Origin of the sequence: Achromobacter sp. 413638 (assembly GCF_043119405.1) — a bacterium.
GTDB lineage: Bacteria > Pseudomonadota > Gammaproteobacteria > Burkholderiales > Burkholderiaceae_B > Achromobacter.
In genome coordinates this window covers 58,599-84,566 of the sequence record NZ_JBICCO010000008.1, presented here as the reverse complement: position 1 = coordinate 84,566, position 25,968 = coordinate 58,599, and the positions used below count along the sequence as shown (strand labels likewise).

Here is a 25,968-nt window from a genome sequence, read left to right as displayed (position 1 = left end):
TTCCGCCGCCGGCGGGGACGGGGCTGCATCCTGAGGAGACAGCAATGAGCAAGCGCGCCGTGATTGCGGGATGGTCGCACATCCCCTTCGGCAAACTCGACGATCCGGACACCGAGAGCCTGATGGCCCGGGTGTCCGGCGCGGCCCTGGATCATGCCGGCTTCGCCGCCGAGGAAGTCGACGGCATCTACGTCGGCGTCATGAACAGCGGCTTCCAGAAACAGGACTTCCAGGGCGCGCTGGTGGCGCTGGCGCATCCCGCCCTGGCGCACGTGCCGGCGACGCGGCTGGAGAATGCCTGCGCCACCGGATCCGCGGCCCTGTACACGGCCATGGATTTCATCGAATCGGGCCGTGGGCGCGTCGCCCTGGTGGTCGGCGCCGAGAAGATGAGCGCGCGCCCGACGTCCGAGGTGGGCGATATCCTGCTCAACGCCAGCTACCGCAAGGAAGAGGCCGGCATCGAAGGCGGCTTCGCGGGCGTGTTCGGCCGCATCGCCGCTGCCTATTTCGAGCGCCATGGCGATCAGGGCGAGGCCCTGGCCCGCATCGCGGCGAAGAACCACCGCAACGGCGTGGACAACCCCTATGCGCAGATCCGCAAGGACCTGGGCTTTGAATTCTGCAACGCCGTGAGCGAGCGCAATCCCTACGTGGCCGCGCCGCTGCGCCGCACGGACTGCTCGCTGATTTCCGATGGCGCGGCCGCGCTGGTGCTGGCCGATGCGGATCTGCTGCCGGACTTGCGGCGCGCCATCGCGTTCCGCGCGCGGCAGCACGTCAACGACATCCTGCCGCTCAGCCGCCGCGACCCCATCGCATTCGAGGGTGCGGCGCGCGCCTGGCGCGCCGCGCTGGATCAGGCCGGGCTGGTGCTGGACGACCTGAGCCTGGTGGAAACGCACGACTGCTTCACTATCGCCGAACTGATCGAGTACGAGGCCATGGGCCTGACCCCGCGCGGGCAAGGCCACAAGGCGCTGCGCGAAGGCTGGGTGCAGAAGGATGGGCGTCTGCCGGTGAACCCGTCCGGCGGCCTAAAGGCCAAGGGGCATCCTGTGGGCGCCACGGGCGTGTCCATGCATGTGATGGCCTGCATGCAGCTGGCGGGCGAGGCCGCGGGCATGCAGATTCCCGGCGCGGCGCTGGCGGGCGTGTTCAACATGGGCGGCGCGGCCGTGGCCAACTACGTCAGCATCCTGGAGCGCGACAAATGAGCGGACCTGCTGCACATATGCCGGAAGGCGGCGTCGCGCCGGTATCGCGCCGGGTGATGAACCTGGCCCATTTCCTGGTGCAGGCGGCGCGCCGGCATCCTGAGCGGCACGCGCTGATCTGCGGCGAGGCGACGCTCAGCTGGCGCGAGCTGGATGGCCGCAGCGCGGCGCTGGCCCGGGCGTTGGCCGCCCATGGCGTGGGCAAGGGCGACCGCGTGCTGGTGCATTCGCGCAACAGCTTTGAATTCGTCGAAACGCTCTTCGCCACGCTGCGCCTGGGCGCCGTCTGGGTGCCGACGAACTTCCGCATCGCACCGGACGAGGCGGCCTATCTGGCGCAGGCATCTGGCGCCAAGGTGTTCCTGTGCCAGGGCGACTATGCCGACCACGCCGAGGCCGTGGCGCGGGCCATGCCGCAGCTGGCGCTGCTGGCAAGGCTGGGGCCGGAAGGCTTCGCCGCGCCCGAGGTCGCGGACCTGATCGAGGCGCAGCGGGGCGCCGCGCCGGCCTGCGTCGATGTGGAGCATGACGATCCCTGCTGGTTCTTCTTCACGTCCGGCACCACCGGGCGGCCGAAAGCGGCGGTGCTGACGCATGGGCAGATGGCCTTCGTGATCACCAATCATCTGTGCGATCTCATGCCGGGCACGACCGAGCAGGACGTCAGCCTGGCCGTGGCGCCGCTGTCGCACGGCGCCGGCATCCATCTGCTGACCCAGGTGGCGCGCGCCGCCTGCACCGTGCTGCCGGCGTCCACGCGCTTCGACGCCGAGGAGATCTGGCAGCTGGTGGAGCGCCATCGGGTGAGCAACATGTTCACCGTGCCCACCATCGTCAAGATGCTGGTCGAACATCCGGCCGTCGACGCCTGGGATCACTCCAGCCTGCGCTACGTGATCTATGCCGGCGCGCCCATGTACCGCGAAGACCAGAAGCGCGCGCTGGAAAAGCTGGGGCCGGTGCTGGTGCAGTACTTCGGCCTGGGCGAGGTCACTGGCAACATCACCGTGCTGCCGCCGGCCCTGCATGAGGCGGCGGACGCGCCCGGCGCGCGCCTGGGCACTTGCGGCATCGAGCGCACCGGCATGCAGGTCAGCATCCAGGACGACAGCGGCCGGCAGCTGGACCCCGGCCAGCCGGGCGAGATCTGCGTCTGCGGTCCGGCGGTGTTCGCGGGCTACTACGCCAATCCGCAGGCCAACGAAAAGGCCTTCCGTGACGGCTGGTTCCGCACCGGGGACCTGGGCTATATGGATGCGGAGGGCTTCGTCTATATCACCGGCCGGCAATCCGATATGTACATCTCGGGCGGCTCGAACATCTATCCGCGCGAGGTCGAGGAAAAGGTGCTGACACACCCTGCCGTGGCTGAAAGCGCGGTGCTGGGCGTACCCGATCCGACCTGGGGCGAGGCCGGCGTCATGGTCTGCGTGTTGCGAGCTGGGCATGACCTGAGCGAGGACGAATTGCTGGCCTGGATGGCGCCGCGCATGGCGCGCTACAAGCTGCCGCGCCACATCTTCTTCTGGGACGAGTTGCCGCGCTCGGGCTACGGCAAGGTCACGAAGAAGCTGGTGCGCGATGCGCTGTACGAGCGCGGCTGCCTGGACCGCGCGCCGGAGCTGGCGCGCTGATGCGTGGAAATACAGACAAGGATGTACAGATAAAAAAGCCCTAGCGGGCAAGGAGACGCAATCATGGAGACGACGCAGGAGGCAGTGCTGGTAACAGGAGGGGCGTCGGGCATCGGCCTGGCGGTGGTTCGGGGGCTGCTGGATGCCGGACGCCGGGTGCTGGCGGCCGACCTTTCGCAGGAGCGGCTGGACGTCATGGGCGACATCGCGCCGCCCGAGAGGCTGGGGCGCGTGCGTCTGGATGTGTCGGACGAAGCGCAGGTCGTGGATGCGCTGGCGCGGCAGGAGAGCGCTTTCGGGCCGATAGGCGGGCTGGTCAACAGCGCCGGCATCGGCCAGGACCTGCCGTTCCTGGACACCGAAACCGCGGCGCTGCGCCGCATGCTGGAGGTGAACCTGGTGGGGTCCTTCGTCGTGGCGCGCGAGGTCGCGCGCCGCATGCGCAAGCGCGGACATGGCTCCATCGTCAACATCACCTCGGTGTCGGGCATACGCGGCAATGCCGGACGCGCGGCCTACGGCGCGTCCAAGGGCGGGGTGGTGACGCTGACGCGCGTGATGGCGGTCGAACTGGCTGAATACGGCATTCGCGTCAACGCGGTTGCGCCGGGGCCGATCGAAACGCCGCTGGTGGGGCAGATGCATACCGAGCAGGCGCGCGCCGCCTGGCGCCGGGTGGTGCCGCAGCATCGCTATGCCGCGCCCGAAGAGCTGAATGGGACTATCGGCTGGTTGCTCGACGAGTCCAAATCCAGCTATGTTACCGGGCAGGTCATCTGCGTGGACGGCGGCTTCACCGCGGCCGGCATGTTGCCCGCCACGCACTGAGTTTGTCATTGCCCAGGTTTCATTCATTGCGCCACAAGCGCACGGAGACCAGACCATGCGATACACCACCGTGGATCGTTCGTTGCGGGGAGTACAAGCGCCGCCCCGTCCCAGAACGCTGATACACCCGGGCGCCTTCAACCCGGTCCGCATACACAGCCGCTGCGCCGGACATGGCCGCCACGTGCGGCTGCTGCTCAGGCCGGGGGCTTCTCTGTTCGACGCCATGGTCGACACGCTGGCCGGGGCCGGCATCGCCAATGCGTCCATGACCATCCTGGGCGGGGGCTTCCGTCACCTGGACTACTGCACCGCGCCGCCCGATCCGCAGCACCGGATGGTGGTGGCCTATACCGCGCCCATCTCGGCCGGCGCCGCCTATCTCATTTTCGGCAACGCCACGCTGGGCAAGACCGATGCGGGCGCGCCGCTGGTGCATTGCCACGCGGCATTCTGCGACGAGACGGGCGCGCCGCTGGGCGGACACATCGTGCCCCAGACCACCATCGTCGGCGAACGGCCGGTGCCGGTGCTGGTGACGTCACTGGAAGGCTTTGAGCTGCGTGCCACCTATGACGCCGAAACCAATCTGCGGCTATTGCAGCCCCAAGGGACGGGTGACCATGGACATGCCTGATGTCGAAAGCGGCAGCATGGGCCGCGTGGCCTACGCCCGCATCGGACCCAACGAAGACCTGGTGCAGGGCGTGGAAAAGCTCTGCCTGGCCGAGGGCTTTCGCAATGCCTTCGTGCGCGGCGCGCTGGGCAGCCTGGTGGATGCCTGCCTGTACACCCGCGATGGCGGATACCGCCATGTGTCCGGGCCGGCGGTCGAGATCGTCAGTCTCGCTGGCGAGGTGCGGGCGCAGCCGGACGGCTCGCTGACGGCGTCGCTGTCGGGCGTGGTCGCCGATCCGCAGGGGCAGGTGCACGGCGGACCGTTCGTGCCGGGCGCCAATCCCATCTGCATGACCTTCGAGGTCACGCTCGAGGAATGGCTGCCGGCAGAGGATGCGGCGGCCTAGAGCCAGTAACGCGCCGCGTAGATGATCGTCATCGCGGCGCCCGTCACGATGACGAACAGGCGCACGGCCTGGGCGGGGAGCACGCGGATCAGGTAGCCGCCCAGGTATCCGCCCAGCAACGCGCCCGCCAGCATGCAGAGGGTGGCGGGCCAGTGGACCGATCCCTGCGCGATGAAGATGACGATGGCCGCCGCGGTGACGAAGGTGGCCAGCAGGTTCTTCAGCGACTTGATGGCGCGCAGGTTGCCGGGGTCGGTGATCGATATCACCGCGGTCAGGATGACGCCGAGCCCGGCGCCGAAGAAACCTCCATACACCGATGCCAGCGCGATCGGCACGACGCCGCGCGCGGCGCGGTCCTGCGCCTGCGCGCCGCGCCGGCGCGCGCTCCAGGCTTGTACTTGTGGCGCAAAGGCGAACAGCAGCGTGGCGAAGGCAATGAGCGCCGGCACGGGCAGGATGAAATAGGCCGGCGGGATCGCCAGCAGGACGAAGGCGCCCAGCGCGCCGCCCACCGTCGTCGCCACGGACAGCAGCCAGAAGCGGCGATCGGGCGCGGGCAGGTTTTCGCGGTCGGCCAGCGCGGCCAGGATGTGGCCCGGCGATATCGCCACCGCGCTGGAGGCGTTGGCGATGACGGGCGGCAGTCCGGCCGCGACCATGGCAGGGAAGGTGATGAGCGTCGCGCCGCCCGCCAGCGCGTTGATGGCCCCGCCCAGTACGCCCGCGCCCGCCAGCAGCGCCGCCATGCTCCAGTCCATGCGTGCCTCCTATTCAAACAACGTATTGGTCCATGTAATGGACTTAAATATGTCATGTGAAATTTATTATTGCCTATTATCTGCGAGGATATAGAATGCAATCAAACAAAATATAAATTAACGGTCCATAAAATGGACCTAAATAAAGAGACTCCGGCGACGCCTTTTAGTCGCCACCGCTGTATCGCTGTCACTCCTGGGACGGCGTTCGCGGCCCAATCTCTATCCGGCCTTCCGCGTTCGCGTCCTGATCACTGGCGCGCGGCTCGTACCCGAGCTGCCGCGTATTCATCCGCATGGCCTTACCGGCCGCCGTTGAATCAGGAGGGAATCGATGGATGTGAGTTTCATGGCGTTTTCCCGTTTGGCGTTCGGGCACTGGGAAGGACAGCCGCTCTATGCGCTGGCCGACCTGGGCATCCCGCAGCGCCTGGCCCAGCCGCGCAGCTGCGCCGATCTGGCCGCCGAGCTGGGATGCCCCGCCGAGGCCTTGGAGCGCCTGCTGGATTGCGCGGTGGCGCAGAAGCTGCTGGTTTGCGAGGCCGGCCGCTACGGCAACAGTGAACTGAGCGCGCGCTTCCTGACCGAGGACAGTCCCGAGTCGCTGCTCAGCTGGATCCGCATCATGGACCGCTGGAAGCGGCCCTGGGCACAGCTGGCCGAGGCGGTGCGGCAGGGAGCGGCGGTCGACAATCAGGCCAAGTGGCTGGGCGAGGATCCGCAGTTCATGCGCGACTTCATCCTGGGCATGCACCAATTCGCCGCGCGTTCCGGACCGCAATTCGCCGAGGCGCTGAAGGACCTGCCCGTGCGCCGGCTGATCGACGTGGGCGGCGGCGCGGGCACCTACTCGATCGCGCTGTGCGCCGCGCGTCCCGAGGCGCGGGCGGAGATCCTGGACCTGGCGCCGGTGGTGGACATCACGCGCGAGACAGCGCGCGCCGCCGGCCTGGCCGAGCGCGTCACGGCGCGGGTGGCCGACTACCGCCACGACGAGTTCGGCGCGGATGCCGACGCGCTGCTGTTCTCCAACGTGCTGCACCAGGAAAGCGCCGAGGTCTGCCGCTCGATGCTGGCGCGCGCGCTGCGGGCGCTGCGCGCCGGCGGCACGTTGCTGGTACAGGGCTACTTCCTGTCGGAAGACCGGCGCGCGCCGCAGTTCACCACCCTGCACAACCTGTCGGCGCTGGCGCTGTGGGACGGCGGACGTAGCTGGACCGTGGGTGACATGCAGGCGCTGATCGCCGCGGCCGGCTTCGAGCGGCAGACCGTGCTGCGGCAGGAGAGCAGCGGCTTCTGCCTGCTGTCGGCCGCGAAGCTGTGACGCCGTTCCCATCCCCCAATCACGGAGCCAACATGTCCACGTTGACGCTGAACAATACCGAGTCCGAAGTGATCGCCTGGCTGAAGGAGAACCGCAATGCGACCGTCGAGGGCATCAAGGAAAAGAACCTGATCGAGGAACGCATTCTGGACAGCATGCAGTTCCTGGATTTCATCATGTTCCTGGGCGAACTGACCGGGCGCGACGTGTCTGGCGCGATCACCGTGGACGACCTGAAGACGGTGGACGCGATCGTGCGCTTCGTCCACGCGCAGAGCTAGCCGGGAGCGTCATGCCATGGATATCGACTACGCCAGAATCGGCCGCCTCATGACGCTGTCCAAGGGGCGCACGCACGACCCCTACGAGCGTTTCACCTGGCCCGAGCGCATTCCAGAGGACCAGCCCTGGTGCAGCGAGGATCTGCTGACCACCTACGGCACGCCCTACCAGGACCAACTGGACCCCGGCCAACGGGTGCGCCTGAGCAAATGGGAGGCGGTCAATTTCTTCAGCCTCAACGTGCACGGCATCAAGGGCGTGCTGGGCTTCGTCAGCCGTTGCATCTACGAGCCGTGCTATGCCGACGTGTCCGAGTACCTGCACGTCTTCATGGGCGAAGAGAACTTCCACATGTGGTACTTCGCCAAGGCCTGCCTGGACTACGCGGGCAAGATCTATCCGGCGATCCAGCTGCAAGGACCGGAGCAGACGGACAGCCCCGAGCTGGAGGACCTGTACATGTTCGCCAGCACGCTGATCTTCGAGGAGTTCGTCGACTACTACAACCACAAGGTCGGCACTACCGAAGGCATCACCGACATCCTCAAGCAGGTCAACTACGAGCACCACGTCGACGAATCGCGGCACGTCTCGTTCGGCCGCGAGATGGTCCCCAGGCTGTACCGGCTGGCGCTGGAACGCAGCGCCGACCCTGAAGCCACGCGCGCCGACGTAGACCGCATGGTGACCAGCATGTTCCGCTATTTCATCAGCCTGATGTACAACCCGGCCGTGTATGACGATGCGGATGTTCACGGACCGCTGGGCTTTCGCAATGGTCACGCGATGCGCAACGCGCTGCGCGCGCATCCGGCCCGCAAGGCCGTGCATGAGCAGTGGTTCAAGCGCAGCGCGGCCTTTTTCAGCAAACAGGGCCTGGTCGCCGGCCTGGACCTGGCCGCGCTGTAGGAGGACCCGCCATGGCAAGCGTCCTGAGCGGACCGGCGGTCCAAGCCCTGTTCGGCGCTCGCCTGCCCGTGCTGCAGGCGGGTATGGGCGGCGTGGCGCAACCGGAACTGGCTGCGGCGGTCTGCGAGGCCGGCGGTTTCGGCATGATCGGCCTGTACCGGCACGAAGAAGGCGAGATCTGCGAGCTGCTGGCGCGGACCGCCGCGCTCACGCCGGCGCGTTTCGGCGTGAACTTCGTGCCATTCGTGCTGGACGCCGAGCAACTGCTCGGTCGCCTGGCCTGCCTGGCCGACCGGCCGGAACGTCCGGTGGTGACTTTCTTCGGTCTGCCGGAGGCGCGCGTGCTGCGCAGCCTGCCCGCCGGCATGGACTATGGCGCGCAGGTCGGCTCGCGGGAGGATCTGGACGCCGCGTTCGACGCGGGACTGCGTTTCGGCGTGCTGCAGACCGTCGAGGCGGGTGGCCACCATCTGGGCGCGCTGACGCGCGCGCGGGCGCTGGATCAGGCGGACCAGCTGCTGGCTGGCGGCCGGATGGTGTTTCTGAGCGGCGGCATCAGCAATGCCGCCGAGCTTCGGCTGGCGCTGGACGCCGGCTATGCCGGCGCCTTGTGCGGCACCGTGTTCGCCGCCACCGAGGAATCGGCGGCGCACGCGCGCTACAAGCAGGCGATCGTCGACGCCCGGCCGGACGACACCATGGTCACCGACCGCTTCAGCATCGGCTGGCACACGCACCGCCACCGGGTCATCCGCAACCGCAGCTGTGACGGCGACCTGTCGGCCGGCGTCATTGGATTTGCCCACTATTTCGGAAAACGCTACCCCATCCTGCGCTACAGCGTTGCTGTGCCCACTGCCCAGACCGAGGGGCAGATCGAGGACATGGCGTTGTATTGCGGGACGTCCTGCAAGGACACGCATGCCGTCCGCACCGTGAGGCAGGTGCTGGCGGACCTGACGTCCTGAGCGCATCCACCCGAAGGAGATTGCATCGTGATTATCGAGAAGCAGTGGCACCAGGTGAAGAACGTCCTGCAGGCCAAGCTGGACAGCACATTCTCGGTCGCGCCGGACGCGACCACCGAATTCGACAGCCTGCTGGCCTTGGACGAGATCAACGCGCTCGGCTATGTGCGCAATTTCCCGCACCTGACCTGCGTCATGTGTTCGATCGAGCAAGGCGAGCTGCTGGGCTTCGCGCGCGGCCAGCGCAAGCTCGAACCCGACTTCAAGCAGTTGAATGCGGATGTGGCCCTGTTGCCCGCGACCTGCTACAAGATCTACCTGGGCCTGAAGGGCCAGCAGCTGGATGGCGCGCGGGTGGAGTCCTGCATCGCGCGCTGCTTCCGCCATGAAGACAAGGCGCTGGACAGCTACCGCGCCTTCAACTTCACCATGAAGGAATACGTATACCTGGGCACCGCCGAGGGCGCGCAGGCGCATCTGGAGGCCGGCTACGACCGTGTGTTCTCCTTGTTCGCGCAGCTGGGCATCCGCGCCGATTGCGAAGAAGCCAACGATCCCTTCTTCGATTCCGGCAGCCCGGTGGCCCGGCTGTCGGCCTTGACGCCCACCAAGCGCGAGCTGGTGTTCGACGGACATGCCGTGTCTTCGCTGAACTATCACCGCAACTATTTCGGCGAGAAGTTCGAGATCCGCCTGAACGGCGAATTCGCGCATACGAGCTGCGTGGCCTTCGGGCTGGAGCGCTGGATCTCCATGCTGAAGGACCATTTCGGCGACGCCCGCCGCGCGCTGGCCGCGTTGGAACAGGCCTAGGGGCGGGCCATGGCGCAGGCGCAGACTTTGTTTCGCTCGGGGCAGCAGTTCGAGAAGACCTGGGAGGTGGACGCCGCCGCCCTGTCCTTGAACTACGGCGGTGACATGGACGTGCTGGCCACGCCGGTCATCGTCTATTGGATCGAGTCCTATGCCACCGAGTGCATACGCCGGGCGGGCGACGGCAGTTGCCGTTCGGTGGGCCAGGCCGTGAGCGTCAAGCATGTCGCGCCCGCGTATCCGGGCAGCGCGGTGCGGCTGACGCTCACGGTGCAGGCCATGTTCGGCAACGCGCTGCGCTTCGATGCCCGCGCGGTGGCGGCGCGGGACGGCAGCCTGATCGCCACCGGCACCCATGACCGCGCCCTCATCGGGACTTGATCTCACCGTGGTGCTCGGCGCCAGGCCGGCGCAGGCGCCGGCCCGCACACGCCTGGGCAAGCCCTATCTGCCCGGCACGGCCGGGTTCGGCCTGAGCGACAGCGGGGGCGTGCAGGCCGCGCTATACGCCAACCGCAAGTACGTGGGCATCGATATCGAACGGCTCGACCGGCCGGATCTGGCGGCGCGGCGGCACCGGCTGGGCGCCTGGGTGGCGCGGCGCGACCATGTGCCGGTGGAGTTCCTGGCGGGCTGGGTCGCGCGCGAGGCCTGCGCCAAGTGCGTGGGGCTGGGCTTGCTGCATGCTCTGCCGCGCATGGCGATCGCCTGGACGCGGCAGGTCGCCGAAGGGGGCGGGGCCGTGGACATCGGGCTGGACTTCGCCGGCCGGGGCTTCGTGGCGCGCTGCGCCCGGCTGGACGGCCTGATGCTGGGGCTGTGCTATCGCGAGGACTACGGTCCGCCGAGAATCGTGCTGCTGCGCGGATAGGCGGCGGCCGCGCTCATGTGGCGGCAAGCAGCAGGCGTGTCGAGTGCTGCGCGGGCGGGGACTGGGCCTCGTTGCGGAAGACCGACATGGATTCGCGCAGATCTTGCGCCTGGTCCGACATGCTGCGCGTGGCCTCGGCGGCCTGCTCCACCAGCGCCGCGTTCTGCTGCGTGACGCTATCCATCTGCGAGATCGCGACGTTGACCTGGTCGATGCCGGTGCTCTGCTCGCGCGAGGCTGCCGCGATTTCCCCCATGATGTCCGCGACATGACGCACCGAGGCCAGGACCTCCTCCATGGTGTCGCCGGTGCTGGTGGCCAGCTCGGATCCTGTCGTCACATGCTGGCTGGAGGTTTCGATCAAGGCCTTGATCTCCTTGGCCGCCGTGGCGCTGCGCTGCGCCAGCGTGCGCACTTCCGCCGCTACGACCGCGAAGCCTCGGCCCTGTTCGCCGGCCCGGGCGGCCTCCACCGCAGCGTTCAGCGCCAGGATATTGGTCTGGAAGGCAATGCCCTCGATGACCGAGATGATTTCATGGACCTTGGCGGAACTGGCCGCGATGTCCTGCATGGTGGCGATCATGCGCCGCATGGCCTGGCCGCCGGCCTCGGCTGTCTGCGAGGCGGCCAGCGCCATCGCGCTGCCCTGTTGCGCGCTTTCGGTGTTTTGTTTCACGGCGGACGTCAGCTGTTCCATGCTGGCGGCGGTCTGCTCCAGCGACGCAGCCTGCTCCTCGGTGCGACCCGAGAGATCTGCATTGCCGCTCGCGAGCTGGGACGACGCGGTGGAAATGGCGTCGGCGGCGGTCTGGATGCGGGACACGGTCGCGCTCAGTTGCACGCGCATGGTCTCCAGCGAGGCGATCAGGCTGTTCGCGCCGCCGGCGGTGGGACGCAGGCTCAGCGTCAGGTTGCCATTGGCGATCTCGCGCGCCATTTCCTGGGCCTGCCGCGGCTCGCCGCCAAGCTGGCGCAGCACGCTGCGCGTGATCAGCCACGCCGCCAGTCCGCCCAGGGCCAGCGCCAGCACGGTCGCGCCCAGGGTCGCCGTCTGCAGCGTGGCCGAGGCTCGCAGCGCCTCGTCGGCCGCCTCGTCGCTCAGGCGCGTTTCCAGCGCGGTCAGCGCGGCCAGCTCCTTGAGCCATGACGCCTGTGGCGCGCGGGCCTCCTGGACCAGCACGACGATGGCGCCCGCCGGGTCGCCGGCCAGTCCCAGGCTGGCGGCCTTGTCGATCAGCGGCATGGCCTTCAGCTCATCGCGCTTGACGGCTTGAAGCAGCGCCAGCTCCTCAGGCTGCGTGGTGGGATTGGACGTGAGCATCCGTTCCAGCTTGGCGTAGTCCTCGCGGTAGATCTGCTCCTGAGTCTTCAACCGCTGCGCCTCGAAGTCTATGGCCTTGGGATCGCGCAGCAGCGCGATGTTGCGCACGGCGACCGCGCGGTCCGTCACGGCGGCGCGCATCTCGGCGGCCAGCCTGGCCTGTTCGTTGTTGACCTCGACGATGTCGATCATGCCGTCGCGCAGGATGCGCGTGTTGTAGGACTCGAGCACGGCGATGGCGCACAGCAACGCCAGCAGCATGCCAAAGCCGCCGAACAGGCGGGTGGATACCTTTAGGTTTTTCATCGTTTTCTCCGGGGCGGACGCGAGCCGCCGTCATGAGAGATAACGACAGGGGAGCCGGTGCAGTTGAGGGCTGAAGAGGTGAGACTAGTCTGATATTAAGGGCAGTCCTAGGCACTCAGGACGCGGGGGAACTGACGGAGTGTGGGGGATGCCGGCATGCGGAAGGGGCCGCCTTGCGCGGCCCCCCGCGGGTTCAGACGGTCTGGGCGTGAGCCTTGGCGTGCTGTTCGAGTTGCAGCTTGAGATCGGGCGGCAGCTTCAGCTGGCGCGCGAGCTCGTCCAGGTAGGCACGCTCCATGAAGCTTTCTTCGTCGACCACCAGCAGGCTGGCCAGGTACATCTCGGCGGCCATCTCGGGCGTGGCGGCGGCCTGGGCGACGGCCGCCGGATCCAGCGGACGCGCCAGTTCGGCTTCGAGCCAGCTGCGGTCGCGGGCGTCGGAAGAGAGCCTGGCGAGTTCGGTTTCGAGCAGGCCGCGTTCTTCGGGGCCGATATGGCCGTCGGCCTTGGCGGCGCCGATCATCGCGGTCAGCACAGCGCTGCTGTGCTGTTCGGCTTGTGGCGCGGGCAGGCGGTCCAGTGTCTGCGGCGGCGTCGCGGCGGCCCCGGCGCCCTGCTTGCGCTGCCAGTCGCCATAGGCGCGGTAGGCCAGGGCGCCCAGCGCGGCCATGCCGCCGTACATGGCGACCTTGCCGCCGATCTTGCGGGCCTTCTTGCTGCCCAGCAGCAGTCCCAGGGCGCCCGCGCCCAGCGCGCCGCCGCCCAGGCCGGTCAGGAAGGACGACCCCTTGCCCCCGGTGGCGTTCTGGACGCGCGAGCCGGCGTCGGAAAGCAGTCCCTGGCCGGACTGCAGCAGTTGATCGAGTAGTTGTCTGGCGCTCATACGGCCCCCTTCGTAGGCAGGAGAACCTGCGGAATCTGATCCGACCTGCGCGGGGCAAGGAAGTTCAGCTTGCAGTCAGTAACATGGTGCGTCGCCGCTTGCCCGGAAAGGTAGTGCTACAACGTGGCAAGGGCCGGCCCAGTCGCGCCGGCCGACTTCAGGAGATGTGTCCATGACGATCCGCGTGCGCCAGAATGCGCCCCAGACCCTGCAATTCACCGCCACGGCCGAAGGCCATGAACTGCCGCTGGCCATGCCGCAGCCGCAAGGCGAGGGCCCCGACCCGCACGATTATTTCGATACCGCGCTGGGCGGCTGCAAGGCGCTGACGCTGATGGTCTACGCGCAGCGCAAGGGGTTGCCGCTGGAATCGGTGGGCGTGGACGTGGTGCGCGATGCCAGCGAGGAACGCAAGGGGGTCTACCGCCTGACCGCCAAGCTGACGCTGCATGGCGAATTGACGGATGCCCAGATCGACGAACTGCTGGCGGTGGCGGAAAAATGCCCGATCCACAAGCTGATGACGGCGGTGGATGTGCAGGTGTCGACGCTGGTGGTGCGGCCGGAATAGAGGGACAAGGTTAGTCGGGACGGGGGCTGGGAACGGAATGGCGGGAATCTGCACTCAGCCGGTTTCCGGCTCGATGATCCCAGTCCATGTCCAACCTGATCTCGTGGTCCGGCAGCAATCCGACGTACCAGTCGCCAGATTCCTCGGTCGCGGGGGCCGGGGCGCGCGGCCAGCCCGAGCGGGCGGGGTCCATCGGGTCGCGGGCGCGGGCCTTTGCCTTCGTTGCCAAGGCCGGCTCCGCGCCGCGCGTGATGCGCGCGCAGGTAAGGCAGACAGTGCGCCTCTTGAAGTCCTCGCTTGCGATGCCGCCTCGCGCCGATCGGCTGCGCATGGCATCGCACCGGGAGCTGGTCGCGGAATGCCGGCGGCTGTTCCGTGCGTCGAGGCAGGACTACGGGGTGCCCATCGCGGGCCAGGTGGCGCGCATCGGCGCTTGCCTGGAGCGCCTTTGCGCACTGCAGGGCGATGCTTCCACCGTGACGCGGACGGCGCTGATGCACGGCGTTGTCGCGCGCGCCCTGGGCTCCAGGAACGTGGGCCAGCTCCTGCGTAGCGGCCGCGGGCTGGGCGAACACAGGACGCTCACGAGCGCGGAAGAGGATTTCAAGCGCGGCCAGCTCAAGGATGCGAAGGTGCCGGAAGCCGTGCGCCAGCGCATTGCCCAAAGCCTGGAGCGCAGGATGGGCGGGGATAGCCCGATGCTGCGCCTGATCCGGGAGTCGGTTGCGCTCCATGCGGCCGAACAGGTCGGGGCGCTGCCGACCGATCAGCTCAAAGCCCTGAACAAGGCGCTGGTAGAGGAAAACGATCAGCTGATACTGGCGGCCCGGCAGAGGAAATCAGGGGCCGTGGACGGCGGCCAGGGCTGAATGCCGCTGGCGCCGCCTGAAGGAAATGCTCAGTCTTCCATGCCCGGGACGACGGTCGAGAAACCGGCGTCCACGTGGGTGATCTCACCGGTCACGCCGGCGGCCAGGTCCGACAGTAGGAAGGCGGCGACGTTGCCCACGTCCTCGATGGTGACGTTGCGGCGCAGCGGCGCCTGGGCCTCGACGAACTTCAGGATGGCCGAGAAGTCCTTGATGCCGCTGGCGGCCAGGGTCTTGATCGGGCCGGCCGAGATGCCGTTGGCGCGGATGCCGCGCGGGCCCAGGGCGGTGGCCAGGTAGCGCACGCTGGCTTCGAGCGAGGCCTTGGCCAGGCCCATGGTGTTGTAGTTGGGAACCACGCGCTCGGCGCCCAGGTAGGTCAGCGTCAGCACCGAGGCGTTGCGGCCCTGCATCAGCGGCAGGGCGGCCTTGGCCATGGCGGGGAAGCTGTAGGCCGAAATGTCGTGCGCCACGCGGAAGGCTTCGCGCGACAGGCCGTCCAGGAAGTCACCGGCGATGGCTTCGCGCGGGGCGAAACCGATGGAGTGCACCAGGCCGTCCAGGCCGTCCCAGTGGGCGCCCAGTTCGGCGAAGGTCGCCTCGATCTGGCTGTCCTCGGCCACGTCGCAGGGCAGCACGATCTTGCTGCCGAACTCCGCCGCGAATTCCGCCACGCGTTCCTTGAACCGGTCGCCCACATAGGTGAAGGCGAGCTCGGCGCCCTGCTGATGACAGGCGCGCGCGATGCCGTAGGCGATGGAACGGTTCGAGAGCACCCCGGTGACCAGAATGCGTTTGCCGGCGAGAAAGCCCATATTCAATCCTTTGATTTTGTCCTTCCGAAGGCCGCCATTTTAGTGGCACGCCTCACGACCGACCAGCCACACCAAACCGGGGCCGCGCCAGATCAGGGCCGCGCGGAGCCGGCTTTGCCGGTCCGCTGCGGCGCCCCTGGGGGAAGCGCGCAGCGCTCGGGGGGGACCTCTACCCCCGGGCGTTGGTGCCCGGCACGCGCAGCTGGCCGCCCACCTTCAGGGCGTTGCCCTTCAGGTTGTTGAGCGCGCGCAGCGCGTCGACCGTGGTGCCGTACTGCTTGGCCAGCGAGAACAGGGTGTCGCCCTGCCGGATCTTGTGGGTGCGGACGTTGGGGCGGGCGCTGGAGACGCGGGCCGGAGGCGTCGGCGTCGCGCGGCCATGTGGCGCGGCCTTGCTGCTGCTTGCCGGCGCGGAATCCAGCGCGCCGACGGCGGGGGCCAGCGAGGCCACCTGGATGCCGCCGGGGCCGGGGTCGCCCGGCACCAGCATGGACTGGCCGGCCGCGACCTTCTGGCGCGAGCCGATGTCATTGGTTTCGCGCAGCTTGGCCTCGCTGACGCCGAAGCGCTTGGCGATGGACGCGTAGGATTCGCCGCGGCGCGAGTGGTAGACCTTCCAGGCGCTCAGGTCGCCCTTGTAGTTGGTCAGGTTGGCGTTGAATATCTCGACGCGGTCGGCCGGCAGCAGCAGCGTGGGCGCGTGGTCGCCTCGGATGACCGGGCGGTTGAAAGAGGGATTGAGCGCCTTGAACTCGTCCAGCGGCATTTCGGCCAGCTTGGCGGCGATTTCCAGGTCGATGTCGCTGTTCTTGCGCACCGTCACGAAGTAGGGCGTGTTGCCGACCGGCGGCAGCGCCACCGCGTAGCGCTGCGGGTCGGCGATGATGTTCTTGATGGCCTGCAGCTTGGGGACGTAGTTGCGGGTCTCGTCCGGCATGGACAGGGACAGGTAGTCGGTGGGCTGGCCGGCGGCCTCGTTCTTGGCCATGGCGCGTTGCACGGAGCCTTCGCCCCAGTTGTACGAGGCCAGCGCCAGGTACCAGTCGCCCTGCATTTCGAACAGCTTTTCCAGGTAGTCCAGCGCCGCGTTGGTCGAGGCGATGGGATCGCGACGCTCGTCGCGCCACCAGTCCTGCTTCAGGTTGAAGTGCTGGCCCGTGGCCGGCACGAACTGCCACAGGCCGGAGGCCTGGGCGCGCGACAGGGCGGTGGGGTTGTAGGCGCTTTCGACGAAGGGCAGCAGCGCCAGCTCGGTCGGCAGGCCCCGGCGGTTGATCTCGTCGACGATGAAATACAGGTATTTGCCGGCGCGCTCGGCCATGCGCTGAACCGATTCGGGGTGGGACGCGTAATAGTCCGTCCACTGCTGCGACAGCTCGGTGTTCAGGTTGGGGATGGCGAAGCCGCGCCGGATGCGGTCCCAGGCGTCCGAGGGCGGATTGGTCAGGTCGACCGTGCGGGACGTGTCGCGGGCGATGTAACGCCCTTGGGAGTTGGTGGTGAGGTTCTTGCTGTCGTGGGATTTGGTTCCTGCGCAACCGGCGAGGACTGCCAGCATCAGTGGCAGAAGGAGTCGGGATAGATTCATCGGGCGGTCACTTGAAATCGTTCTTCCATTCACGAAGGGAGGCAAAAACCTCTACCGGCGTAGGGTGGCCGTGTCCGGCCCAGCTTGCTGCGGCACGCACGACATCGACTTGCTGGGTGCGCAGGAAAGGATTGACCTCGCGTTCCTGGCCAATGGTGGAAGGAAGCGTGGGAAGACCTGCCGCGCGGAGATGCTGGGCCCGCTGATAGCACTGTTGAAGGCTGCGGTTGGCCGGATCTACTGCCAAGGCCCAGCGCAAGTTCGCTAGAGTGTACTCGTGCGCACAGAAAACCTGTGTATCTGGCGGTAAAACGGAAAATTTTTCCAAGGAATCAAGCATTTGCGCAGGAGTTCCCTCGAACAGACGGCCACAGCCCCCGGCGAATAGGGTGTCGCCACAGAATAGGACCGGTCCTATTCCCGCAGCCCGTCCCGTGTAGGCAATATGTCCGGCGGTGTGGCCGGGCACGTCCAGCACGCGCAGGTCCAGGTCCAGCTCCGGCAGCGTCACCCGGTCGCCCTCGGTCAGCGGAACATCGCAGCGCGGCAGGCGTTCGCGGGCGGGGCCATATACGGTCAGGTCCGCGTTGCGGGACAATTCCATCACGCCGCCGACGTGGTCGCCATGATGGTGCGTGAGTAGAATGGCGCGCAGCGTCAGGCCCCGCTGCTCCAGGAAGCGCAGCACCGGGCCGGCTTCGCCGGGGTCGACCACGGCGGCCTGGCCGCCGCGCACGATGGCCCATATATAGTTGTCGGTGAAGGCGGGTAGCGGCAAGACCGCGGCAGTAGGCTCGCGGCCGCCTGCGGGGGCGGTCTGGGCTGGCATGGGATTCGAAGGATAGCGAACGTGGCAGAAGAGACTCCGCCGATTGTAGAACTGGCCGAATGGTTCCAGACGCCGCCGGGGCAATATGTCCTGGCCTGGGAGCGCGCGCAGTTCGACGCGGCCGTGGCGGACGTGTTCGGCTACTACGCCTGGCAGGTGGGGCTGGCCGACTGGAACCTGCTGCGGGCGAACCGCATGCCCTTCAAGGGTTGCGTGGGCACCGAGGCGCCGGCGCCGGAGCATGCCGAGGCATGGCAATCGCGCGTGGTGCTGGCCCAGCCCGAGGCGCTGCCGTTCGAATCGCAGAGCGTGGACCTGCTGGTGTTGCCCCATGCCTTTGAATGCACCGCCGAGCCGCACAATGTGCTGCGGGAGGTCGAGCGGGTCCTGGTGCCCGAGGGCCGTGTGGTGATTTCCGGCTTCAATCCATGGAGCATGTGGGGCGCGCGCACGCGCATGCCCGGCATGGAGCCATGGCTGCCGCAGCCGCCGTCGTCGCAGGTGTCGCTGCCTCGGCTCAAGGACTGGTTCAAGCTGCTGTCGCTGGAGGTCAAGCAGAGCCATTTCGGCTGTTACGCGCCGGCCTGCCGCAGCGAGAAATGGCTGCGTCGCTGGGGCTTCCTGGAATCGGCCGGCGCGCGCTGGTGGAGCCTGGGCGGCGCCGTGTATCTGGTGTCGGCCGTCAAGCGGGTGCCCGGGATGCGTATCATTGGGCCTGCCTGGAAAACCCCCCGCAAGCGCGCCCGCGCCGCTTCCGTCGTGGTCAACCGCCAGGCCGACCAAGACTGGCCGCGCTCCTGAGCCGGCCGCTTTCGCGAATCGCATCAACAGGACTCCAGCCAGCCTTATGCAGGACAGCAAGCCGATAGAACAGAAAGTGGAAATGTGGACCGACGGAGCCTGCAAGGGCAATCCGGGTCCGGGCGGCTGGGGCGTGCTGATGCGCGCCGGCGCCCACGAGAAAACGCTGCACGGCGGCGAGCGCCAGACCACCAACAACCGGATGGAACTGCTGGCCGTCATCGAGGGGCTGCGGGCCTTGAAGCGCTCCTGCGTCGTCACCATCCACACGGACTCCCAGTACGTGATGAAGGGCATGACCGAATGGCTGGCCAACTGGAAGCGTCGCGGCTGGATCACGGCGGACAAGAAGCCGGTGAAGAATGCCGAACTCTGGCAGGCGCTGGATGAACAGGTGGGACGCCACCAGGTGTCCTGGCGCTGGGTCAAGGGGCATGCGGGCGACCCCGGCAACGAGCGCGCGGATCAGCTGGCCAACCAGGGTGTGGAAGTGGCGCGACGGCCCTGAACGACAAGGCGCGCCGGGGCGGCATCGGGAAATACCCTGAAATCCAGGGAATCGGGTCGATTTAGTTCTTTCATCGCGCTTCCGGATTGTTCCAGTATGTAAATCCGGGTGCTAAAGTGCCTACCCTCTAATCTGTTCCCGCGGCGCCCGACTGGGCGGGGGCCGACCGGCCGGCGCCGCCACGACGCCATCTCCATCGTGATGAAAAATATCTCTTGTGCCGCGGATGCCGCGTGCGCCGGCCGCGTCTCGAATGGACGCGGGGCATCCGGACAGGATCGGGCGCACGATGCCGCGCCCATGGCGCTGGCCTGGTTCAGGCCTGCCGCCTTCCAGGGAGCGTCGCGCGATGAATAAGCCGGCGTTGTTGGCCGCCGTGACGGCGGGTCTGGTCGTCGGGGCCGTGCTGGGCGTCTACGCGCCGCGCTGGTTCGCGTCCGGCGCGGGGGCGCCGCAGGCGGTTGCGTCCACGCAGGCGCCCGCCAAGCCGGTGGCGCAACGGGTGCAGGTCGCCGCGGTCAGGCAAGTGCCTTTCGCGCGCGGCATCTCGGCCGTGGGCAGCCTGCGCTCGGACGAGTCCGTGGTGCTGCGGCCGGAAGTGGCCGGCCGCATCCAGAGCATCGATTTCAAGGAAGGGCAGCCCGTGGCGCGCGGGCAGGCGCTGGTGCGTCTGGACGACTCCGTGCCGCGCGCCGAGCTGGCGCAGGCGCGGGCCAATCTGACGCTGGCCCAGACCCATTACCGGCGCGCGGTCGAACTGCAGGGCAAGGGCTTCGTCAGCCAGAAGGCGCGGGACGAGTCCGCCAGCTCGCTCAAGGTGCAGGAAGCCGCCGTGGCGCTGGCGCAGGCGCGCCTGGACAAGATGACCATCACCGCGCCCTTTTCCGGCATCGCCGGCCTGCGCAGCGTATCGGTGGGCGATTACGTCAGCCAGGGGCAGGACCTGGCGCCGTTGGAAGCCATCGACCCGCTCAAGGTGGATTTCCGCGTGCCGGAAATGTATCTGAACAAGGTGGGCGTGGGCCAGCAGCTGACCTTGCGCATGGACGCGCTGCCCGGCGAGGATCGGCCGGGGCTGGTCTATGCCGTCAGTCCGCTGGTCGATGCCGGCGGCCGTTCCATCCTGCTGCGGGCCACGGTGGCCAACCGCGACGCGGTACTGCGTCCTGGCATGTTCGCCCGGGTCCAGCTGCAATTCGCGCAGGACCAGGCGCTGGTCGTGCCGGAAGCCGCGTTGACGCCCTCGGGTCAGGCGCAATATGTGTACCGGGTGCGCGACGGCGTGGCCGAGCGGCGCGCCGTGACCATCGGCGAGCGCCGCGAGGGCCTGGTCGAGATCCTGACGGGCGTGGGCGAGGGCGACCAGCTGGTCGTGGCCGGCCTGCAGCGCGTGACCGACGGCGCGCCCGTCCAGATCGTGGGCGACGGCGCCTGAGGCGCCGATCCCAGCCATTCTTCAAGGCGGTCCGCCATGCGCATTTCCGAAACCTGCATCCAGCGGCCGGTGTTCGCATCGGTCCTGTCGCTGATCATCGTGCTGATCGGCCTGATCTCGTACTCCCGCCTCACGGTGCGCGAGTACCCCAAGATCGACGAGCCCATCGTGTCGGTGGATACCACCTACAAGGGCGCCTCGCCCGAGGTGATCGAGTCCCAGGTGACCAAGCCGCTGGAAGACCAGCTGGCCGGCATCGAAGGCGTAGACGTGATGACCTCGCGCAGCCGCTCCGAGCGCAGCCTGATCAACATCAAGTTCAACCTGAAGCGCGATCCGGACGCGGCGGCGGCCGAGGTGCGCGACAAGGTCTCGCGCGCGAGGCGCTTCCTGCCCGACGAGATCGACGAGCCCATCATCGGCAAGGTCGAGGCCGATTCCCAGCCCATCATCTACATCGCCGTCGAATCGGGTTCGCTGTCCGCCATCCAGACCTCCGATTACATCAACCGCTACATCAAGACCCGCCTGTCGGTGCTGCCCGGCGCGGCCGAGGTGCGCGTGTTCGGCGAGCGGCTGCCGTCCATGCGCATCTATGTGGACCGCGACAAGCTGGCGGCCTACGGGCTGACCGTGCAGGACGTCGAGGCCTCGCTGCGCAGCCAGAACGTCGAGATCCCGGCTGGCCGCATCGAGTCGCGGGCGCGCGAGTTCTCGGTGGTGTCGTCCACCGACCTGCAGACGACCAAGCAGTTCGAGAATGTGATCGTCGCCAACGTCAAGGGCTATCCGGTGCGGCTGCGCGACGTGGCCAGGATCGAGATCGGCGCGGCCAATGACCGCGTGCTGTCGCGCTTCAACGGCAAGCCGGCCATCAACATCGGCATCACCCGGCAGTCCACCGCCAATCCGCTGGAGCTGTCCAAGGCGGCGCGCGAGGAAGTCGAACGGCTGAACCTGAACCTGCCGCCCGGCATGAGGCTGAACATCGCCTATGACTCGTCGGTATTCATCGAGCGCTCCATCGATTCGGTGTTCCGCACCATCGTCGAAGCCATCATCCTGGTGGTGCTGGTGATCTTCTTCTTCCTGCGCAACCTGCGCGCCAGCATCATCCCCATCGTCACCATTCCGGTGTCGCTGGTGGGCGCCTGCGCGCTGATGTATCTGTTCGGCTTTTCGATCAACACATTGACACTGCTGGCCATGGTGCTGGCCATCGGCCTGGTGGTGGACGACGCCATCGTGGTGCTGGAGAACATCTTCCGTCACATCGAGGACGGCATGCCGCGCAAGCAGGCCGCGCTGCAGGGTTCGCGCGAGATCGGCTTCGCCGTGGTCGCGATGACGCTGACGCTGGTGACGGTGTACGCGCCGCTGGCCTTCGCCACCGGCCGGACCGGCCGGCTGTTCATCGAGTTCGCGCTGGCCCTGGCCGGCGCGGTGCTGGTGTCGGGCTTCGTCGCCCTCACGCTCACGCCGATGATGTGCTCGGTGCTGTTGCGGCACCAGAGCAGCCATAGCCGCTGGTACAACCTGATCGAAGGCTGGCTCGACGCCCTGGGCAAGGGCTACCGCAAGGCGCTGGGCGTGTCGTTGCGGCACCGCTGGGCGGTGGTCGCGGTGGGCGTGGCGGTGGCGGCCGCGAGCGGCGTGCTGTTCAAGGTGGTCAAGAGCGAGCTGGCGCCGATCGAGGATCGCGGCGTGGTGTTCGGCATCGTCAGCGCGCCCGAGGGCGCCACGCTGAACTACACGCTGGAGAGCATGCTGGGCATCGAGCAGTTCTACGCCGACATCGGCGAAGCCAGCGGCAGCCAGGTCACGGTGGGCTTTCCCACGGTCACCGACGGCACGGCCATCCTGCGGCTCAAGCCCTGGGAAGAACGCAACCGCAAGCAGCAGGCCATCACCCAGGAATTGCAGCCGAAGTTCGCCTCGCTGCCTGGCGTGCGCGCCTTCCCGACCAATCCGCCGTCGCTGGGCCAGTCGGCCCGCTCCAAGCCGGTCGAGTTCATTATCATGAGCCAGGCCTCGTATGCCGAGCTGGCGCGCCTGACCGAGGTGTTCCTGACGGAGCTGCGCAAGTATCCGGGCCTGATGAACCTGGACACCGACCTGCGCCTGAACACGCCCGAGCTGCGGGTGCGGGTGGACCGAGACAAGATGGCCGACGTGGGCGCCAACGTGGCCACGGTCGGCCGGACGCTGGAATCGATGCTCGGCGGACGCCAGGTGACGCGCTACAAGGACGAGGGCGAGCAGTACGACGTGATCGTGCAGGTGACGCCGCGCGACCGCGCCAATCCCACGGACATCTCCGGCATTTACGTGCGGGCGCGCGACGGCAGCATGGTGCAGCTCGACAATCTGCTGGGCGTGCACGAAGGCGTGTCGCCGCAGTCGCTGAACCACTTCAACCGCCTGCGCGCCGTGAAGATCGACGGCGCGGTGGCGCCGGGCTACGCGCTGGGCGAGGTGTTGACGCACATGCACCAGGTGGCGCGCGAGGTGCTGCCGACCACGGTGGTGACCGACCTGGACGGCCAGTCGCGCGAGTTCCGCGATTCCTCGGGCAGCATTTACCTGGTGTTCGCCATGGCGCTGGCCTTCATCTACCTGGTGCTGGCGGCGCAGTTCGAGAGCTGGCGCAATCCCTTCATCATCATGCTGTCGGTGCCGCTGTCCATGACCGGCGCGCTGCTGGCGCTGTGGCTGAGTGGCGGCACGCTGTCGATCTACAGCCAGATCGGGCTCATCACGCTGGTGGGCCTGATCACCAAGCACGGCATCCTGATCGTCGAATTCACCAATCAGCTGCGCGACGAGGGCAGGGAACTGTTCGAGGCCGTGACCGAGGCCAGCGTGCTGCGCCTGCGTCCCATCCTGATGACCACGGGCGCCATGGTGCTGGGCACCGTGCCGCTGGCCCTGTCGCATGGCGCCGGCGCCGAATCGCGCCAGCAGATCGGCTGGGTCCTGGTGGGCGGGCTGATGCTGGGTACACTATTGACCTTGTTCGTCGTGCCGGTGGCCTATACCTTGATCGCCACCGCGCGGCAGAAACCCGGCCATGCCGGCGGCACGCAACCGCAAGCCCCGGCACAGCCGCCGGCCGCTCCCGCGTCCGCGGCGTCGGCCCCAGCGTCGGAATAGCTTTACACATATGCGCCAGATCATCTTTGACTCGGAAACCACCGGACTGGACCCCGCGCAGGGCCATCGCATCGTCGAAATCGGCTGCGTGGAACTGGTCAACCGGATGTCCACCGGCAACAACCTGCACATCTACCTGAACCCGGACCGCGAAAGCGATCCCGAGGCCCTGGCGGTGCACGGCCTGACCACCGAATTCCTGTCGGACAAGCCGCGTTTCGCCGACGTGGCCGACGAGTTCGTGAAGTTCATCGCCGGCGCCGAGCTGATCGCGCACAATGCCGCGTTCGACGTGAAGTTCTTCAACGCCGAACTGGCCAAGACCGGCCGCAAGCCGATCACCGACTATTGCGAGACCGTCACCGATTCGCTGCTGCACGCGCGCTCGCTGTTCCCAGGCAAGCGCAACTCGCTGGACGCGTTGTGCGACCGCTTTGGCATCTCCAACGCGCACCGCACGCTGCACGGCGCCTTGCTGGACGCGCAGTTGCTGGCCGAGGTCTGGCTGGCCATGACGCGCGGCCAGGACGCGCTGCTGATCGACGTCGAGGAAGACGCCTCGGCCGGCGGCGCGGGCGTGGTGCTGACCAAGTTCGATGCGTCCGGGCTGCCGGTGCTGCGCGCGGATGCCGCCGAGTTGTCCGAGCACGAAGGGTATCTGGCCGCGCTGGACAAGTCCGTGGGCGGCGAGTGCCTGTGGCGCAAGATGGAACCGGCGGCGGGCTGAATCCGCGCCGCAAACAAATTAATTGGCGACTGACTTGCGCACGCAGAAAAAAACGTGCTAATATTTCGCCTCTTTCGGGGTGGTTAGCTCAGTGGTAGAGCACTGCCTTCACACGGCAGGGGTCACAAGTTCGAAACTTGTACCACCCACCAATTTCACCAGATGCCGCTTGCGGCGCCTGGCATCCCGAAGCGAAAAACCTGGCATCAGCCAGTTGGTTCGCTCAGCGGGATCAAAAAAAGCCAACCTTCGCGGGTTGGCTTTTTTCTTTGCGCCGCCTGGCGCGGATCGCCGATTGCGCAGCGCGCGGTTTCCGATTTTTCGCATCAGGCCGTCGCGCGATTGCGGGCCGCGCATGCGCCTGGCTGCCGAGCGACGGCAGGCATTCTTGATCTACCTCAATCATCGTTCCCGAGCTTGTCGTTGCCACGGCCCGCGCATGCCTATCATGAAAGCGCGGCCCGGCGGGCCGCCAGCCGGGCCGGCAGCCTCGGCCTGGCGGCGCGTTGAGGCGGCGCCGGTCCGCAGCCGCGGACCGGACACGAAAACAGGAGAACGCCATGCACCCCGACACCAACACCATGTTGATCATCATCGTGGCGGGCGTGGCGCTCATGCTGCTGGGTTTCGGTCTGCGCGACCGCAACATCGGCATGGGGCTGATGGGCATCGGCCTGGTGACCGCGCTGGGCACCATCATCTACAAGGCCTACATCACGTTCAATTGACGGGCGAGGACGCCCTGGCGCAGCCTGCGCGCGGTACGCGCGGGCGTGAATCAAGCGCCGGATTTCGCGGCCGCGCGGGCGGCGCGCGCCAGGATGGCGTCGAGCTGGCTGGCGAAGGCGCGGCGATCCGCCTGGCTGAGGGCCGGCGGGCCGCCGATGTCCACTCCGCTGGAACGCAGTTCTTCCATCATGTCGCGCATCGCCAGCCGTTCGCGGATCGTGCCCGCGTCGTAACGTTCGCCGCGCGGGCTGAGCGCCATCGCGCCCTTGGCCAGCACGTCGGCCGCCAGCGGGATATCCGCCGTGATGACCAGGTCGCCGGCCTCGGCGTGCTGCGTGATGTGGGCGTCGGCGACGTCGAAGCCGCGCGGCACCTGGACCGCGCGGATCAGGGGCGAGGGCGGCGTGCGCAGCGGCTGGTTGGCCACCAGGGTCAAGGGCAGGCCCGCGCGCTGGGCGGCGCGGAACAGGATGTCCTTGACCACCACCGGGCAGGCGTCGGCATCGACCCAGATATGCATGCTCAGGCGTCCAGCGCTTTCTGCAGCAGTTCGGCCACGATCTCGTTGGTGGAGACGCCGCGCGCCACGGCCATGGCGCGGATCTGGTCGGCATGGGCTTGGGACAGCTTGAGCGGGAAGGGCACCAGGCCGGCGGCCTGATCCAGCTTGCGCTGTTCGCGCCGGTCGGGCAGCTGGGAGGCCGTGCCGAAACGGTCCGGCGTGCCGGATTGCTTGAGCTGGCCGGCCAGTTTCAGGGCCTGGTTCTTTTGCAGATCGAATTTGTTCATCGCGATTTCCTG

At 67.6% G+C, this 25,968-nt stretch carries 28 protein-coding genes and 1 tRNA gene; 21 read left to right on the top strand and 8 right to left on the bottom strand.

Annotated features, from left to right (window positions below; translation table 11 throughout):
* Nucleotides 1-44: 44 nt before the first annotated feature.
* The 5 genes from ACEU5R_RS05610 to ACEU5R_RS05590 all read left to right on the top strand — a co-directional run bounded on the left by ACEU5R_RS05610 (nucleotide 45) and on the right by ACEU5R_RS05590 (nucleotide 4,704).
* Nucleotides 45-1,217, top strand: coding sequence for an acetyl-CoA acetyltransferase (locus ACEU5R_RS05610; RefSeq protein WP_392409378.1), 1,173 nt, complete (start codon nucleotides 45-47; stop codon nucleotides 1,215-1,217).
* Entirely contained in the window at nucleotides 1,214-2,851 is a 1,638-nt protein-coding gene (locus tag ACEU5R_RS05605; RefSeq protein WP_392409377.1) for an acyl-CoA synthetase, read from the top strand. Before ACEU5R_RS05610 ends, ACEU5R_RS05605 begins: the two co-directional genes overlap by 4 nt.
* Before the next feature lie 63 nt (nucleotides 2,852-2,914).
* Nucleotides 2,915-3,679, top strand: coding sequence for an SDR family NAD(P)-dependent oxidoreductase (locus tag ACEU5R_RS05600; protein ID WP_392409376.1), 765 nt, complete (start codon nucleotides 2,915-2,917; stop codon nucleotides 3,677-3,679).
* Nucleotides 3,680-3,734: 55 nt separating this feature from the next.
* Nucleotides 3,735-4,316, top strand: coding sequence for a PCC domain-containing protein (locus ACEU5R_RS05595; RefSeq protein ID WP_103272403.1), 582 nt, complete (start codon nucleotides 3,735-3,737; stop codon nucleotides 4,314-4,316).
* Complete coding sequence (locus tag ACEU5R_RS05590; RefSeq protein WP_199770970.1) at nucleotides 4,303-4,704, top strand: PPC domain-containing DNA-binding protein; 402 nt, start codon at nucleotides 4,303-4,305, stop codon at nucleotides 4,702-4,704. The genes ACEU5R_RS05595 and ACEU5R_RS05590 overlap by 14 nt, the downstream gene beginning before the upstream one ends.
* On the opposite strand, the gene ACEU5R_RS05585 is transcribed toward ACEU5R_RS05590, so the two are convergent.
* Nucleotides 4,701-5,465 carry a sulfite exporter TauE/SafE family protein gene (locus ACEU5R_RS05585; RefSeq protein WP_392409375.1) on the bottom strand — a complete coding sequence of 255 codons (765 nt, stop codon included), beginning with the start codon at nucleotides 5,463-5,465 and terminating at the stop codon, nucleotides 4,701-4,703. The genes ACEU5R_RS05590 and ACEU5R_RS05585 overlap by 4 nt on opposite strands.
* Nucleotides 5,466-5,799: 334 nt before the next feature.
* Here ACEU5R_RS05585 and ACEU5R_RS05580 point away from each other — a divergent pair, with 334 nt between their 5' ends.
* The 7 genes from ACEU5R_RS05580 to ACEU5R_RS05550 are packed head-to-tail and all read left to right on the top strand — an operon-like array spanning nucleotide 5,800 to nucleotide 10,632.
* Entirely contained in the window at nucleotides 5,800-6,789 is a 990-nt protein-coding gene (locus ACEU5R_RS05580; RefSeq protein ID WP_103272405.1) for a methyltransferase, read from the top strand.
* 32 nt (nucleotides 6,790-6,821) lie between these two features.
* Complete coding sequence (locus ACEU5R_RS05575; protein ID WP_103272406.1) at nucleotides 6,822-7,070, top strand: acyl carrier protein; 249 nt, start codon at nucleotides 6,822-6,824, stop codon at nucleotides 7,068-7,070.
* Between the two features lie 16 nt (nucleotides 7,071-7,086).
* Complete coding sequence (locus ACEU5R_RS05570) at nucleotides 7,087-7,980, top strand: diiron oxygenase (RefSeq protein WP_392409374.1); 894 nt, start codon at nucleotides 7,087-7,089, stop codon at nucleotides 7,978-7,980.
* 11 nt (nucleotides 7,981-7,991) lie between these two features.
* Nucleotides 7,992-8,948 (top strand): NAD(P)H-dependent flavin oxidoreductase, encoded by a 957-nt coding sequence (locus ACEU5R_RS05565; protein WP_392409373.1) that lies wholly within the window; start codon nucleotides 7,992-7,994, stop codon nucleotides 8,946-8,948.
* A gap of 27 nt (nucleotides 8,949-8,975) precedes the next feature.
* Nucleotides 8,976-9,761, top strand: coding sequence for a hypothetical protein (locus ACEU5R_RS05560; RefSeq protein ID WP_103272409.1), 786 nt, complete (start codon nucleotides 8,976-8,978; stop codon nucleotides 9,759-9,761).
* Nucleotides 9,762-9,770: 9 nt separating this feature from the next.
* A complete protein-coding gene (locus tag ACEU5R_RS05555; RefSeq protein WP_392409372.1) occupies nucleotides 9,771-10,142 on the top strand; it encodes a thioesterase family protein in 372 nt (123 codons plus the stop codon).
* On the top strand, nucleotides 10,117-10,632 hold the full coding sequence (locus ACEU5R_RS05550; protein ID WP_158658327.1) for a hypothetical protein: 516 nt from the start codon (nucleotides 10,117-10,119) through the stop codon (nucleotides 10,630-10,632). Before ACEU5R_RS05555 ends, ACEU5R_RS05550 begins: the two co-directional genes overlap by 26 nt.
* A gap of 13 nt (nucleotides 10,633-10,645) precedes the next feature.
* On the opposite strand, the gene ACEU5R_RS05545 is transcribed toward ACEU5R_RS05550, so the two are convergent.
* Together ACEU5R_RS05545 and ACEU5R_RS05540 are read right to left on the bottom strand one after the other, a co-directional pair.
* Nucleotides 10,646-12,259, bottom strand: a complete 1,614-nt coding sequence (locus tag ACEU5R_RS05545; protein ID WP_392409371.1) for a methyl-accepting chemotaxis protein — start codon at nucleotides 12,257-12,259, stop codon at nucleotides 10,646-10,648.
* Between the two features lie 193 nt (nucleotides 12,260-12,452).
* Nucleotides 12,453-13,142, bottom strand: coding sequence for a tellurite resistance TerB family protein (locus tag ACEU5R_RS05540; protein WP_392409370.1), 690 nt, complete (start codon nucleotides 13,140-13,142; stop codon nucleotides 12,453-12,455).
* Between the two features lie 172 nt (nucleotides 13,143-13,314).
* On the opposite strand from ACEU5R_RS05540, the gene ACEU5R_RS05535 reads away from it, so the two are divergent.
* Both ACEU5R_RS05535 and ACEU5R_RS05530 read left to right on the top strand, forming a co-directional pair.
* The gene (locus tag ACEU5R_RS05535) at nucleotides 13,315-13,713 is read left to right on the top strand and encodes an OsmC family protein (RefSeq protein WP_212312342.1); all 399 of its coding nucleotides are present in this window, start codon (nucleotides 13,315-13,317) and stop codon (nucleotides 13,711-13,713) included.
* Nucleotides 13,714-13,799: 86 nt separating this feature from the next.
* A complete protein-coding gene (locus ACEU5R_RS05530; protein ID WP_392409369.1) occupies nucleotides 13,800-14,582 on the top strand; it encodes a hypothetical protein in 783 nt (260 codons plus the stop codon).
* 29 nt (nucleotides 14,583-14,611) lie between these two features.
* Here the strand turns inward: ACEU5R_RS05530 and fabI are convergent, their stop codons facing one another.
* The 3 genes from fabI to gloB all read right to left on the bottom strand — a co-directional run bounded on the left by fabI (nucleotide 14,612) and on the right by gloB (nucleotide 17,814).
* Entirely contained in the window at nucleotides 14,612-15,397 is a 786-nt protein-coding gene (gene fabI, locus ACEU5R_RS05525; RefSeq protein WP_103272416.1) for an enoyl-ACP reductase FabI, read from the bottom strand.
* 169 nt (nucleotides 15,398-15,566) lie between these two features.
* A complete protein-coding gene (locus tag ACEU5R_RS05520) occupies nucleotides 15,567-16,985 on the bottom strand; it encodes a transglycosylase SLT domain-containing protein (RefSeq protein ID WP_103272417.1) in 1,419 nt (472 codons plus the stop codon).
* 7 nt (nucleotides 16,986-16,992) lie between these two features.
* Nucleotides 16,993-17,814: a hydroxyacylglutathione hydrolase gene (gene gloB / locus ACEU5R_RS05515; protein ID WP_103272418.1), complete on the bottom strand. Its 822-nt coding sequence runs from the start codon at nucleotides 17,812-17,814 to the stop codon at nucleotides 16,993-16,995.
* 21 nt (nucleotides 17,815-17,835) lie between these two features.
* Here gloB and ACEU5R_RS05510 point away from each other — a divergent pair, with 21 nt between their 5' ends.
* The 7 genes from ACEU5R_RS05510 to ACEU5R_RS05480 all read left to right on the top strand — a co-directional run bounded on the left by ACEU5R_RS05510 (nucleotide 17,836) and on the right by ACEU5R_RS05480 (nucleotide 25,166).
* Complete coding sequence (locus tag ACEU5R_RS05510; protein ID WP_392409368.1) at nucleotides 17,836-18,615, top strand: class I SAM-dependent methyltransferase; 780 nt, start codon at nucleotides 17,836-17,838, stop codon at nucleotides 18,613-18,615.
* A 46-nt stretch (nucleotides 18,616-18,661) separates the two neighbouring features.
* Nucleotides 18,662-19,123: a ribonuclease HI gene (gene rnhA, locus ACEU5R_RS05505; RefSeq protein WP_392409366.1), complete on the top strand. Its 462-nt coding sequence runs from the start codon at nucleotides 18,662-18,664 to the stop codon at nucleotides 19,121-19,123.
* A gap of 349 nt (nucleotides 19,124-19,472) precedes the next feature.
* Nucleotides 19,473-20,558: an efflux RND transporter periplasmic adaptor subunit gene (locus tag ACEU5R_RS05500; protein ID WP_103272421.1), complete on the top strand. Its 1,086-nt coding sequence runs from the start codon at nucleotides 19,473-19,475 to the stop codon at nucleotides 20,556-20,558.
* A 36-nt stretch (nucleotides 20,559-20,594) separates the two neighbouring features.
* Nucleotides 20,595-23,711, top strand: a complete 3,117-nt coding sequence (locus ACEU5R_RS05495; RefSeq protein ID WP_392409365.1) for an efflux RND transporter permease subunit — start codon at nucleotides 20,595-20,597, stop codon at nucleotides 23,709-23,711.
* Between the two features lie 10 nt (nucleotides 23,712-23,721).
* Entirely contained in the window at nucleotides 23,722-24,438 is a 717-nt protein-coding gene (dnaQ, locus tag ACEU5R_RS05490) for a DNA polymerase III subunit epsilon (protein WP_103272423.1), read from the top strand.
* A 77-nt stretch (nucleotides 24,439-24,515) separates the two neighbouring features.
* Nucleotides 24,516-24,590: transfer RNA gene (locus ACEU5R_RS05485), tRNA-Val, on the top strand.
* 408 nt (nucleotides 24,591-24,998) lie between these two features.
* Complete coding sequence (locus ACEU5R_RS05480) at nucleotides 24,999-25,166, top strand: hypothetical protein (protein ID WP_103272424.1); 168 nt, start codon at nucleotides 24,999-25,001, stop codon at nucleotides 25,164-25,166.
* A 50-nt stretch (nucleotides 25,167-25,216) separates the two neighbouring features.
* Here ACEU5R_RS05480 and ACEU5R_RS05475 read toward each other — a convergent pair whose 3' ends face one another.
* Together ACEU5R_RS05475 and ACEU5R_RS05470 are read right to left on the bottom strand one after the other, a co-directional pair.
* On the bottom strand, nucleotides 25,217-25,687 hold the full coding sequence (locus ACEU5R_RS05475) for a YaiI/YqxD family protein (RefSeq protein ID WP_103272425.1): 471 nt from the start codon (nucleotides 25,685-25,687) through the stop codon (nucleotides 25,217-25,219).
* Nucleotides 25,688-25,689: 2 nt separating this feature from the next.
* Nucleotides 25,690-25,956: a hypothetical protein gene (locus tag ACEU5R_RS05470; protein WP_103272426.1), complete on the bottom strand. Its 267-nt coding sequence runs from the start codon at nucleotides 25,954-25,956 to the stop codon at nucleotides 25,690-25,692.
* Between the last annotated feature and the right edge of the window lie 12 nt (nucleotides 25,957-25,968).